Origin of the sequence: Streptomyces sp. SID9727 (assembly GCF_010550605.1) — a bacterium.
Taxonomy (GTDB): Bacteria; Actinomycetota; Actinomycetes; order Streptomycetales; family Streptomycetaceae; genus Streptomyces.
This window is the reverse complement of record NZ_JAAGNI010000161.1, coordinates 1-12,620: the sequence shown is the minus strand read 5'-3', so window position 1 is coordinate 12,620 and position 12,620 is coordinate 1. Positions and strand designations below refer to the sequence as shown.

The following is a 12,620-nucleotide window of genomic DNA, read 5'->3' as shown; positions in this document are numbered from 1 at the left end:
GACCGGGGCGCGGCCGGGCAGGGCGGCCCCGACGCCCTGCTGGTGCTCCTCTGCGACGGCCTGGGCCACGGGCCCCTCGCCGGGCGCGCGGCCCAGGCGGCGGTGAGCGCGTTCCGCGACACCCGCGCCGAGCAGCCCGACGCGATCATCGGGGAGATCCACAAGGCCCTGCGCGGCGGCCGGGGCGGCGCCGTCGCCGTCGTCCGCCTCGAACCGGACGCCGGCACCCTGGCCTTCTGCGGCGTCGGCAACGTGAGCACCTATGTGGTGGACCCGGCGACCGGAACCCGCCGCTCCCTGCCGTCGGCGCCCGGCATCGTGGGCCACCAGCTTCCGACCCTGCGGACCGTGCGACAGCAACTGCCCGGGAACAGCGCGGTGATCATGCACTCCGACGGCCTCACCGAACGCTGGCGGGCGGAGGCGATGCCCGGATTCCTCGAACGGAGCCCGCTCGTCGCCGCCGCCCAACTGCTGCGCGAGGCGGGCGTGCGCCGGGACGACGCCGGCGTCGTGGTCGCGAAAGGATCCTGGTGAGCAGCTTCACGGCGCTCGGCGCCGCCCCGCTCGTCTCCTTCCCCATCACCACGGAGCAGGACGTCTTCCTGCTGCGCCGGAGCGGCAAGTCGGCCGCCGAGGCGCTCGGGGTGGAGAAGCAGGACCAGATCAGGCTCGCCACCGCGCTGAGCGAGCTGGGCCGGGACCTGCTGGGCTCCGACGGCCTGACCGTCGCCTTCGGGGTGACCCGCCGCCCGCTGCCGCTGCTGCTCGTCGGTATCGACTGGACGGAGGAGCGGGACCTCGGCTGCGAGGCCGTCCAGGCCGCGTCCCGCCTCGTGGCCGTGCACTACTCGCCGTCCGAGCACGCGGTGACCGTCGAGCAGCCGCTCACCTCGGACGGCCGGACGGCCGAGGCGGTCGAGCAGGCGCTCGAAGCCGTCCTGGCCCACACGGAGGCCGGGGTGCCGGACGACAACCGGGCCCAGACCAGCGACCTGATAGCCGCGCTCGTCGAGTCCCGGGCACAGCGGGAGGAACTGCGCCGCCTGAACCAGGAGCTGGAGGAGACCAACCGGGGCGTGGTGGCCCTCTACTCCGAGCTGTCCGAGGAGCTGGAGGAGACCAACCGCGGCGTCGTGGCCCTCTACGCGGAGCTGGAGGAGAAGTCCCGCCTGCTGCGCGAGGCCAGCGAGGCCAAGACCCGGTTCTGGGCGAACGTCAGCCACGAGCTGCGCACCCCGGTCAACTCGGTCGTCGGCCTGGCCCGCCTGCTCCTCGAACTCGACGGTGAGGGTCTGGACGAGGAGCAGCGCCGGCAGATCGGCCTCATCTCCGCGTCGGGCGCCACTCTGCTCGCCCTGGTCGACGAACTCCTCGACGTCGCGAAGGCCGAATCCGGCCGCCTGGAACCCCACTGGGCGCCTGTGGACCTGCGCGCCGCCCTCGGCCAGCTGCGCGGCACCCTGCGCGGATACGAGTCCCCGGGCGCCGCCGAACTGATCGTGGCCGAGTCCGGGCTGAGCATCGTCAGCGACGAGGTCATGCTCATCCGCGTCCTGCGCAACCTGCTGTCCAACGCCCTGAAGTTCACGCCCTCGGGGACCGTGCGCCTCGACGTGGCGGCGGACCGCGCGGACGGGCGCGACCAGGTCGTCTTCACCGTCTCGGACACCGGAATCGGCATCGCGGAGGAGGAGCAGCAGCAGATCTTCGAGGAGTTCTACCAGGTGCGCGGCCTCCACCAGCGCGGCCGCAGCGGCACCGGTCTCGGCCTGCCCTACGCGCGCCGGCTCACGGAGCTCCTCGGCGGCAGCCTCGAACTGAGCAGCGAGCCCGGTTCCGGCACGGTGGTCACCGTGACCCTGCCCGCCGACGGCCGGTCCGCCGCCGCGTCCGCCGCGTCCGCCGCGTCCGCCTCGTCCGCCTCGTCCGCCTCGGACGAGCCGTCCGCCGCGTCCGCCTCGGACGAGCCGGCCGCGCCCGTGGTGGCCGTCCTGGTCACCGTGGACGACGACGACGCCTTCCGCGCCTCGATCCGGCCGCTGCTCGACCAGCTCGCCGGGCGCGTGGTCGAGGTGGCCGAGGGCGGGCAGGCGAGCGCTACCGTACGCCGCGAACGCCCGGACGCCGTCCTCCTCGACCTGCACCTGCCCGACCTCGACGGCTACGCCGTGCTGGCCGAACTCGCCGCCGACCCTGCCCTGGCCGCCGTCCCCGTCGTCGTCCTCACCTCGACGCCGGCCGGCGACCTGGACCGGGACCGGCTCGTCCACGCGCGGACGGTCCTGGACAAGGCGGCGCTGAACCTCCCCGAGCTGGCCGCCGCCCTGTCGGGGGCCGGCGACGCCGGGCCCGCGAGCCGGAAGGAGGGCCCCGCATGACGGTGCAACAGCACCGGGACAGCGCCGCCGCGACGGTGCTCGTGCTGGACGACAACGAGACCAACCGCTACATCGTCGGCAGCTGGCTGCGCCGGGCGGGCCACACCGTGGTGGAGGCCGCCGACGGCACGGAGGGGCTGACGCTGCTCGCCGCCGCCCCCGACGGCGCGCTGCCCGAACTCGCCGTCGTGGACGTCAAGCTCCCCGACATGAGCGGCTTCGAGGTGTGCGAGCGGATCAAGGCCGACCCGCGCACCGCCTCGCTGCCCGTCATCCACGTCTCGGCGACCGCCATCGAGCTGAGCGACCGCACGCAGGGCCTCCACCGCGGCGCCGACGCCTACCTCACCGAACCGATCGCCCCGGACGAGTTGCTGGCCACGGTCACCGCGGCGCTGCGCTACGCCCGCGCCCGCCGCCGCGCCGAGCGCCTCGCCACCCGCGTGGCCGCCCTCAACAGCAGCACCCTGGCCGTCTACGCGGCGAAGGACGGGGAGACGTTCACCTCGGCCGCGGCAGCCGGGGCCGCGACGCTGATGGAGTCACCCGCCGTCGCCATCGGCCTCAGCCCCGACAACCGCCTCCTGCACCTGGCCGCCGTGCCGGGCCGCAGCGGCGCCCGGACCGGCACGGCCCAGCCGGAGGAGCGGCTGCTGGACCTCCTGGCGGAGCGGGCCCTCGGCGACCGGACCGGCACGGAGACCGTGGTCCTGCCGGGCGACGAGTGGCGGGCGCTCGCCTGCCAGGACGACGGCCGCGCGGACGTGTTCCCCGGCGACGTCGCCCTCACCCTCGCCCGCACGAAACGCGGCCGGCCGCCCGTCGCGTTCGCCGTCCCCGCCGACGCCCTCACCGGCGCGGACGAGCGCGAACTCCTCTCGCAGCTGGCCCAGGCCTGCGCGCTGGCCCTCGAAGCCCTGCGCACCCGCAGCGAGGAGCACGCGCTCGTCCTCACCCTGCAGCGCTCCTTCCTGCCCGACCGGCTGCCCGAGGTGCCCGGTGTCGGCATGGCCGTGCGCTACGAACCGGCCGCCGCCGACGCCGAGATCGGCGGCGACTTCTACGAGGCCATCAGGACCCCGGACGGCCTGCTGCTCGCCATCGGGGACGTGGCGGGTCACTCGCTCAAGGCCGCCATGATCATGGGTGAGGTGCGGCACGCCCTGCGCGCGTACGCCATCGAGGGCCACGACCCGCAGTCCCTGCTGAAGAACCTCGACGCGCTGCTGGTGCGTCTGCGCCCGTCGATGACGGTCACCGTCTGCCTCGTCCTCGTCGAACCGGGCGCGCGCCGCGTCCAGGTGGCCAACGCCGGGCACATCCCGCCCCTGCTGCGGCACCCGGACGGCGCCACCCGCTACCTGACCGAGCACGGGCCCCTCCTGGGGCTCAACCTCCCGCACCCGCCGCCCGTCAGCCACGACGTGCCGGAGGGCTCGACGCTGCTGCTCCTCACCGACGGCCTGGTCGAGGTGCCCGGCGAAAACCTCGACGAGAGCATGCGGCAGCTGGGGGAGACCCTTTCCCGGAGCCCGGCCGGCATCGAGGAGCTCTGCGACCGGCTGCTGGAGACCTTCGGCAAGGGCAAGACCGACGACATCGCGCTGCTCGCCGCCCGCCTCGGCTGAACCGGCCGCCGACAGCGCGAAGGGGGCGCCCCGTCGCGGGGCGCCCCCTCAGGACCTGTCCGGTCAGGCGGTCGCGGCCGCCGCGTCCGCCGTGCGGGCCCGCAGCGCGCGCTCCACGCCCGAGCGGGACTCCGAGATCAGCCGGCGCAGACCCGCGCCCGGCCCGGCCGAGGCCAGCCAGGCGTCCGTGGCGTCCAGGGTCTCCTGCGAGACCTGGAGCGCCGGGTACAGGCCGATCGCGATCTGCTGGGCCATCTCGTGGCTCCGCGAGTCCCAGACGCCCTTCACCGAGGCGAAGAACTTCTCCGTGTACGGGGCCAGCAGCTCGCGCTGGTCCGTCTGCACGAAACCGGCGATGACCGCCTCCTGGAGGGAGTTCGGCAGCTTGTCGGACTCCACGACCGACGCCCACGCCTCGGCCTTCGCCTCCTCGCTGGGCCGCGCCGCCCTGGCGGAGGCCGCGTGGCGCTCGCCCGCCGCCGTCCGGTCCCGCGCGTACTCGGCGTCGATCTCCTCCTCGTCGATGAGCCCGGTGGCGGCGAGCCGCTGGACGAACGCCCAGCGCAGCTCGGTGTCCACCGTCAGGCCCTCGACCGCCTCGGCGCCGTCGAGCAGTGAGCGCAGCAGGTCCAGCTGCTGGGGGGTGCGGGCGGTGGCCGCGAAGGCGCGCGCCCAGGCCAGCTGGTGGTCGCTGCCCGGCTCCGCCGCGCGCAGGTGCGCGAGCGTCGCGTCGGTCCACTGCGTCAGGCCCGCCTCACGCCACTCCGGCGCCGCGTACAGGTCGATCGCCGTCTTGACCTGGCGGTGCAGCGACTGCACGACACCGATGTCCGACTCCTTGCCGATCCCCGACAGGACGAGGGAGAGGTAGTCGCGGGTGGCCAGCTCGCCGTCGCGGGTCATGTCCCAGGCGGACGCCCAGCACAGGGCGCGCGGCAGCGACTCGGTGAAGTCGCCCAGGTGCTCGGTGACGACCCGCAGCGACTCCTCGTCCAGGCGGACCTTCGCGTACGACAGGTCGTCGTCGTTGAGCAGGATGACGGCCGGGCGCGCGGTGCCGGCCGGGAACGGCACGGTGGTGCGCTCGCCGTCGACGTCCAGCTCGATCCGGTCCGTGCGTACCAGCTTGCCGGCCTCGTCGAGGTCGTAGCAGCCGATGGCGATCCGGTGCGGGCGCAGCGTCGGCTCGCCCTTCGCGCCGGCGGGCAGCGCGGGCGCCTCCTGGAGCACGGTGAACGAGGTGACGTGCCCGTTGCCGTCGGTCTCGATCTCCGGGCGCAGGATGTTGATCCCGGCCGTCTCCAGCCACGCCTTCGACCAGGTCTTCAGGTCGCGGCCGGAGGTCTCCTCCAGCGCGCCCAGCAGGTCGGTCAGCCGCGTGTTGCCGAAGGCGTGCGCCTTGAAGTAGGCCTGGACACCCTTGAAGAACTCGTCCATGCCGACGTACGCCACCAGCTGCTTCAGGACCGAGGCGCCCTTGGCGTACGTGATGCCGTCGAAGTTGACCAGGACGTCGTCCAGGTCGCGGATGTCGGCCATGATCGGGTGGGTCGAGGGCAGCTGGTCCTGCCGGTAGGCCCACGTCTTCATGGAGTTGGCGAACGTGGTCCAGGCGTGCGGCCACCCCGAGCCCTCGGCGTCCGCCAGGCAGGCGATCGAGGTGTACGTGGCGAACGACTCGTTCAGCCAGAGGTCGTTCCACCACTCCATCGTGACGAGGTCGCCGAACCACATGTGGGCCAGCTCGTGCAGGATGGTCTCGGCGCGCGTCTCGTACGCCGCGTCCGTCACCTTGGACCGGAAGACGTACTGGTCGCGGATGGTGACCGCGCCCGCGTTCTCCATCGCGCCCGCGTTGAACTCCGGCACGAAGAGCTGGTCGTACTTGGCGAACGGGTAGTCGTAGTCGAACTTCTCCTGGAACCAGTCGAAGCCCATCCGGGTCACGTCGAAGATCGCGTCCGCGTCCAGGTACTCGGCGAGCGAGGGCCGGCAGTAGATGCCCAGCGGGACGGTCCGGCCGTCCTTCTCGTAGCTGCTGTGCACCGAGTGGTACGGACCGACGATCAGCGCGGTGATGTACGAGGAGATGCGCGGCGTCGGCTCGAACGACCAGACGTCGTCCTTCGGCTCCGGCGTCGGCGAGTTCGAGATCACGGTCCAGCCCGACGGGGCCTTCACGGTGAACCGGAAGGTGGCCTTCAGGTCGGGCTGCTCGAAGCTCGCGAAGACGCGGCGCGCGTCCGGCACCTCGAACTGGGTGTACAGGTACGCCTGCTGGTCGACCGGGTCGACGAAGCGGTGCAGGCCCTCACCGGTGTTGGTGTACGCGCAGTCCGCGACGACCTTCAGCTCGTTGGTCCCGGCCTGGAGGTGCGGCAGCGTGATGCGCGAGTCGCGGAAGACCGCCGCGACGTCCAGCGGCGTGCCGTTCAGCTCGACCTCGTGCACCGCGGGGGCGACGAGGTCGATGAAGGTCTCCGCGCCGGCTTCGGCGGAGTCGAAGCGCACGAGGGTGACGGACCGGTAGGTCCCGCCCTCCTGCGCCCCGGAGAGGTCGAGATCGATCTCGTACGCGTCCACGGTCAGCAGGCGCGCCCGCTCCTGTGCCTCTTCGCGGGTCAGATTCGTGCCAGGCACGCGGTCATCTCCTTGCTCTGTGATGTTTTCCGCCATCCTTCCACGGGACCCGTACCCAGGGCGATGTCCGTTTTCCGCCGGACCGGGACGTCCTGGCGCGGCACGCTCGGAACCATGACCACCTACGAGGCACGCGCCATCGAACAGGACGCGCTGAAGGAGCTCCGGGAGACCGACGACGCCGGGCGGCCCTGCGTCCCGTACACCGCCACCGAGGGCGGGGCCCCGCTGCGGTGCTGCCTGCGCGGCAGCGAACCGGGGGAGCGCATCGCCCTGGTCTCCTACGCCCCGCTGCGCCGCTGGGCCGCGACGACCTGGGCCCGGCCGGGGGCGTACGACGAGCAGGGCCCGGTCTTCATCCACGCCGACGCGTGCGACGGGCCGGAGCCCGGCCGGACGGGCTACCCCTTCTCCCGCGCGGGCGCGCTGCGCACCGTGCGCCGTTACGACGCGGAGGGCCGCATCGCGGGCGGCCGGCTCCTGGAGATCCCCGAGGACGAGGAGCGCGGCTACGACGAAGCGCTCACGGAGGCGTTCGCGGACCCGGCGGTGGCGCTGGTGCACGTACGCGCGGTGGAGTACGGCTGCTGGCACTTCGAGGTGAGGCGCGCGTCGGACCCCTCCGGCGACTGAGGAGCGGGGGTCCGGGGGCGGCGCCCCGGACCCCCGCGACGCCCCGGCGTCAGCCGGCGAGCTCGGCCGCGACGAGCTCCGCGATCTGGACCGCGTTCAGCGCCGCGCCCTTGCGCAGGTTGTCGTTGGAGACGAACAGCGCGAGACCGTTCTCGACGGTCTCGTCGTTGCGGATGCGGCCCACGTAGGACGCGTCCTGGCCCGCGGCCTGGAGCGGCGTCGGGATCTCGGACAGCTCGACGCCCGGCGCGTCCTTCAGCAGCTCGTACGCGCGCTCCACGGAGACCGGGCGGGCGAAGCGGGCGTTGACCTGGAGGGAGTGGCCGGAGAAGACCGGGACGCGGACGCAGGTGCCGGAGACCTTCAGCTCCGGGATCTCCAGGATCTTGCGGGACTCGTTGCGGAGCTTCTGCTCCTCGTCCGTCTCGAAGGAGCCGTCGTCCACGATCGAGCCGGCCAGCGGCAGCACGTTGAAGGCGATGGGGCGCTTGTAGACGGCGGGCTCCGGGAAGTCCACGGCCGAGCCGTCGTGCGTGAGCTTGTCCGCGTCGGCGACGACCTTCGACGCCTGGCCGTGCAGCTCGGCGACACCGGCGAGACCGGACCCGGAGACCGCCTGGTACGTGGCGACGGTCAGCGCTTCGAGCCCCGCCTCCCGGTGCAGCGGGCGCAGCACGGGCATGGCGGCCATCGTGGTGCAGTTCGGGTTGGCGATGATGCCCTTGGGGCGGTCCGCGATCGCGTGCGGGTTGACCTCGGAGACGACCAGCGGGACCTCGGGGTCCCGGCGCCAGGCGGAGGAGTTGTCGATCACGACGGCGCCCTGCGAGGCGACCTTCTCGGCGAGCGCCTTCGAGGTGGAGCCGCCGGCCGAGAACAGCACGATGTCGAGGCCCGTGTAGTCGGCCGTGGAGGCGTCCTCGACGGTGATCTCGCGTCCCTGCCACTCGATGACGGAGCCCGCCGAGCGCGCGGAGGCGAACAGCCGCAGCTCGTCGGCCGGGAACTTCCGCTCGGCCAGGATGGTGCGCATGACTGTGCCTACCTGACCGGTGGCGCCGACGATTCCGACCTTCACGGGAACTCCCTCAGACGTACGAACGGGCACGGTTGCCGGTCCATGATGCGTATGTCCACGCCCGCCTTGTCCAATCCATTGTCCGACCTGCGGACGAGTGGCGCGCGGCACAGTGGGGCGGGTGCCCGGTGAGCACCCGCCCCACTGCCGTACGGATCACATGTTCAGCACCGTGTGGTTACGGCGTGACCTTCTCGATCACGACGCTGCCGGTGCCCGCCGCGGTGCCCCGGGCGTTCACGAGGCTGACCTCGCCGAAGAACTGCCGGCCCTCGGGGGCCGCGCCGGCCACCTTCACCTGCGCGCCGACCGTGGCCGACGCGCCGGCGGCCAGGTTCACGGTCTTCGACTCGTCCACGGAGATCGTGCCGAGCGACGCGGAGTAGTACACGTCGCGGTAGTCGTACTCGGTGGTTCCGGCCGGGACGTCGTAGCCCTCGATGACGACGGTGTACGTGCCGGCGGCCGGCTTCACCAGGCTGGCGGACTCCTCGGAGCCCGCCGTGGTGGAGGCGCCCACCTCGGCGGCACCCTTGTACACGTACAGGTCCAGGTCGGCGTTGGCGTCGCTGGTGCCGCCGATGGCGACGTCCAGCTTCTCGACGCCCGCACCGATGGTGACCTCCTTGGTGTACGAGCCACCGGTGGAGATCGACGGACGCTCCACGTCGGCCGAGCCCAGCGAGCCGCCCTTGAGCTTGCCCTCCAGGGGACCCGCGTTGTTGGTCACCGTCCAGTCGACCGAGGCCGGGGTGCCGATCTTCGCCTCGGCGATGGTCCGCACCGCCGGGTCGAAGGTCGCGCCGAGCAGCGCCACGTCCAGCTTGTACGGGTTGTCCAGCAGCGGCGACGTGCGCCGGGCCTCGACCTCGATCTCCCAGACACCGGGCTGCGGGTCCGCGTAGGAGCGCGCGTCCGGGCGGCAGGTGTTGGACGGGTTCTCGTAGTTCGGGTAGCAGAACGGCGTACCGCTGTCCTCCACCTGCACCCCGTACGGGTGGATGGAGATGAAGCGCGTCTGGCTGCCCGAGCGAAGGGCGCTCATCGCGACCTCAAGGGTCCTGGCGCCCTCCGGCACGGTCACGAAGTACGACGTGGTGCCGTTGCGCTGCACCGAGCCGGACGCCTTGAACGCGTAGGACGGCTTCGCCAGCTCCTTGGAGACGACGACCGTCGTCAGGATCTGCTGGTCGGTGCCGGCGGTCTTCTTGTCGTCCAGCTGGAGGATCGCGCTGTGCACGCCCGCGGTCCGCGGCTTCGCCTGGACCTCGACCGTCACCGGCTTGCCCAGCGGCAGCGCGACCTTCTTGGGGCCGACCAGCGAGAAGGTGCCGTCGTCGTACTTCCAGGAGAGCTTGTGCTCGACCTTCTTGTCCGGGCCCGTGGTGCGGGTGACCGTGACGTCGTAGGTCTTCTTCTGGCCGGCCTTGAGGCCGCCCTCGCGGTCGTACAGGCCGGTGCCGAAGCCCGGGGTCTTCAGCGCGAAGTCGATCGCGGTGTCGACGGGGGCCTTGACCGTGTACTCGTGCGCCGGGGCGCCCTTCTCGGAGATCAGCTTCCAGGCGTCCACGATGTTGATCAGACCGGCGCCCTGGGCGTGCGCGGGCACGTCCTTGATCTTGGTCGCGGTGCTGGTCAGCGCGGTGCGCAGGTCGGCCGGGGGCAGCTCGATGTGCTTCTGCTTCGCGGCGGACAGCAGCAGGGCGGTCGCGCCGGCGGCCTGCGGGGAGGCCATCGACGTGCCCTGGAGCATGGAGTAGCCGGCCGGCAGGGAGTAGCCCGCCTCCTTGACCGGCGAACCGGGCAGCCAGGTCTGCGTCGAGTTGATCGACGCGCCGGGCGCCGTCAGGGTCGGCGCGAAGCCGCCGTCCTCACGCGGACCGCGCGAGGAGAACGGCATCATGTCGTACTTCTTGGTCACGGCCGAGCCGTAGTTGGCGGCCCAGGTCTCCTTGGAGACCGACGCGCCGACCGAGATGACGTGGTCGGCGAGGCCGGGGTCGCCGATGGTGTTGACGCCGGGGCCGTCGTTGCCGGCCGAGATGACCAGCTGGACGCCGTAGATGTCGACCAGCCGCTTGTAGAGCTCGGCGCGGGCGTTGTTGCCGTCGTTCAGCGGCGGCAGGCCGCCGATCGACATGTTGACGACGTCGACGCCGCGGTTCACGACGAGGTCGATCATGCCCTCGGTGAGCGCGATGTTGGTGCAGCCGCCGGACCAGGTGCAGGCGCGCGAGGAGACGATCTTCGCGCCGGGCGCGGCACCGTTCATCTTGCCGCCGAAGAGGCCGTTGGCGGCGGTGATGCCGGCGACGTGCGTCCCGTGCTCGGACTCGATGACCCCGATGGAGACGTAGTCGGCGGTGTCGCCGGCCGCGTTGTAGACGACGTCCTCGCGGTTCTCGACCACGAACGGGATGCGCTCGGCGACCTCGGTGCGCGGGTCGTCCTTGCCGAAGTACGAGACCTGGTGCTTCTCCTTGTACGGCTTGAGGGCGGTGTCGTCGCGGAAGTCGCCGTTGTTGTTCAGGTCGACCCGGGAGGCGCCGCTGACCGGGTCGTAGAGCACGGCCCAGGTGTCGGTGGTGTCGCCGTCGCGGTTCAGGTCGCCCGCCATGTCGCCGCCCTTGGTGGCGGCCTCGGCGAACAGGCTGATCCGGTACGAGCCCTTGGGCGCGTTGTACGTACGCCCCTTGTACGTGAACACCGGGCCGGAGACGGCGTCCGTCATCCGCAGCCAGGTGCCGTCGCCGTCGCTCACCGGGTCGGTGGCGGTCACCCAGTCGGTGATCTTGCGCTCACCGGTGGTGGTCTTCTGGAGCGCGGGGTGCGCGATGTCGACGCCCGCGTCCAGGACGCCGATGGTGATCCCGCGGCCGTCCGCCTTCGGGTGCTGCTTCACGAAGTCGACCGCGCCCGTCTCGAAGGACGGGTTGTAGGGGTTCTTCGCGGGCGTCTTCTTCCCGGGGGCCGGGTAGCTGCCGGTGGCCTTCGCCTTGGTCCTGGCGCCGGTCGCCCGGTCCGCGGCGGGGGTCGGGTCGTCCAGCACGATCTCCTGCTTGAGATCGATGCCGTGGACGGAGCTGAGCTTGGACGCCGCCTTGATGGTGGCCTCGGCGGTCGCGGTCGGCACGGTCGCCCGTACGTAGCCGAGCTTGTCGTAGGCGCGTCCCAGCACGGAGCCCTTGACGGCGTCCAGCTGCTTGGTGACCTGCTCGGTCGCGCCGGGGGCGGTCGCGACCATCATCGTGACGTTCTTCTCGCCCTTGGCCTTGGCCTTGGTCAGGACCTCGGCGTCGGCGGTGCCCAGCTTGTCCGCCGGGGCGGTGCCGGCGGCCTTGACGGGCGCGGTGGCCGGGTCGTCGGCGGCGAAGACGGGGGCGACACCGGTGGCGGCCAGCGCGGCCACCAGACCGGCGGCGGCCGCCACTCTGGCCGCTCGTCTCGCTCCGGATATGGAACCGGGGGATTCGGAGGTCATCAGCATCCCTGTATGTGAAAGAGAGAGTCCGGAAATCGGTACCGGATGACCGCTCACCCTTTCGTAAATGACAGGGGTTTGTGGAGAGTTGTGGGGGGCTTGTTGAGTACATGGCGGGATCCCGCCACTGGAGCGGAAGCGTCAGCGGGGACGAACGGGCTGATACGTGACGTAAATCCGGCCATACGAAGGTGTCGGCCCTCGTTCAGCGGGGGAGGATCATCACGTACGCCGCCGGCTCCCGGTCCGCCGCCGCCATCAGTGCTGTCCGGACCACGGCCGCCTGCTGCCCGGGCGCGTCCCGCAGCTTCTCCGGCGTGAGGTGGACGACGGTGACCCCGAGCCGTTCCAGGTGCTCGCGGCGCGCCGCGTACGCCGCCCACTCGGCCTCGTGCTTCTCGTCCTGGCGGCTGTGGCGCGGGGCCCTGGTGTCCAGCTCCACCGCGACCGCCTCCTCGGGCCAGTAGGCGTCCACCCGGCCCAGGTGCGGGCCGCCGGGCAGCCGCAGGTCCACGTTCCACAGCGGCTCGTCGAGCCCGTGGGCGCGCACCATCCCGTACAGCCGCTCCTCGGCCATCGCCCGGCCCTCGGCGAGCAGCGAGTCGACCGCGTCGACCACCTGGGGCCGGCCGAGCGCCTTGGCCCGGTTGAGCTCGCCCACCAGCACCGCGGGCTCGCAGTGGCCGCCGCGCACCGCCTCGGTCAGCAGCCGGCGCACCGTGACCGCGTCTCCGAGCCCGGCCACCGCGTCCGCCAGCGCCCGGGCCACCGGGGCCGCC

General features: G+C 72.3%; 7 protein-coding genes and 1 pseudogene. 4 read left to right on the top strand and 4 right to left on the bottom strand.

Annotation, left to right across the window (positions count from 1 at the left end; translation table 11 throughout):
• From G3I41_RS11055 to G3I41_RS11045, 3 genes are all read left to right on the top strand, one after another.
• Positions 1 to 537, top strand: a 537-nt coding sequence (locus G3I41_RS11055; protein ID WP_164400029.1) for a SpoIIE family protein phosphatase, incomplete at its 5' end; no start/stop codon positions are given.
• Entirely contained in the window at positions 534 to 2,381 is a 1,848-nt protein-coding gene (locus G3I41_RS37645) for a hybrid sensor histidine kinase/response regulator (RefSeq protein ID WP_164400028.1), read from the top strand. The genes G3I41_RS11055 and G3I41_RS37645, both read left to right, overlap by 4 nt.
• The gene (locus G3I41_RS11045) at positions 2,378 to 4,009 is read left to right on the top strand and encodes a fused response regulator/phosphatase (protein WP_164400027.1); all 1,632 of its coding nucleotides are present in this window, start codon (positions 2,378 to 2,380) and stop codon (positions 4,007 to 4,009) included. Before G3I41_RS37645 ends, G3I41_RS11045 begins: the two co-directional genes overlap by 4 nt.
• A 63-nt stretch (positions 4,010 to 4,072) precedes the next feature.
• Here G3I41_RS11045 and pepN read toward each other — a convergent pair whose 3' ends face one another.
• Positions 4,073 to 6,649, bottom strand: coding sequence for an aminopeptidase N (pepN, locus tag G3I41_RS11040; RefSeq protein WP_164400026.1), 2,577 nt, complete (start codon positions 6,647 to 6,649; stop codon positions 4,073 to 4,075).
• Between the two features lie 114 nt (positions 6,650 to 6,763).
• Between pepN and G3I41_RS11035 the strand changes: the two genes are divergently transcribed.
• Positions 6,764 to 7,282 carry a DUF1203 domain-containing protein gene (locus G3I41_RS11035; RefSeq protein WP_164400025.1) on the top strand — a complete coding sequence of 173 codons (519 nt, stop codon included), beginning with the start codon at positions 6,764 to 6,766 and terminating at the stop codon, positions 7,280 to 7,282.
• Positions 7,283 to 7,331: 49 nt separating this feature from the next.
• Here G3I41_RS11035 and G3I41_RS11030 read toward each other — a convergent pair whose 3' ends face one another.
• From G3I41_RS11030 to G3I41_RS11020, 3 genes and pseudogenes are all read right to left on the bottom strand, one after another.
• The gene (locus G3I41_RS11030; RefSeq protein ID WP_164400024.1) at positions 7,332 to 8,360 is read right to left on the bottom strand and encodes an aspartate-semialdehyde dehydrogenase; all 1,029 of its coding nucleotides are present in this window, start codon (positions 8,358 to 8,360) and stop codon (positions 7,332 to 7,334) included.
• 178 nt (positions 8,361 to 8,538) lie between these two features.
• On the bottom strand, positions 8,539 to 11,847 hold the full coding sequence (locus G3I41_RS11025) for a S8 family serine peptidase (RefSeq protein WP_203600714.1): 3,309 nt from the start codon (positions 11,845 to 11,847) through the stop codon (positions 8,539 to 8,541).
• Between the two features lie 199 nt (positions 11,848 to 12,046).
• Positions 12,047 to 12,620, bottom strand: a pseudogene (locus G3I41_RS11020) (hypothetical protein); the annotation flags it as partial.

What these genes read in the sequence shown, in the direction of transcription:
- G3I41_RS11035 (WP_164400025.1), top strand. Translation starts at nt 6,764, where the DNA reads ATGACCACCTACGAGGCACGCGCCATCGAACAGGACGCGCTGAAGGAG.
- G3I41_RS11025 (WP_203600714.1), bottom strand. Translation starts at nt 11,847, where the DNA reads ATGCTGATGACCTCCGAATCCCCCGGTTCCATATCCGGAGCGAGACGA.
- G3I41_RS11045 (WP_164400027.1), top strand. Translation starts at nt 2,378, where the DNA reads ATGACGGTGCAACAGCACCGGGACAGCGCCGCCGCGACGGTGCTCGTG.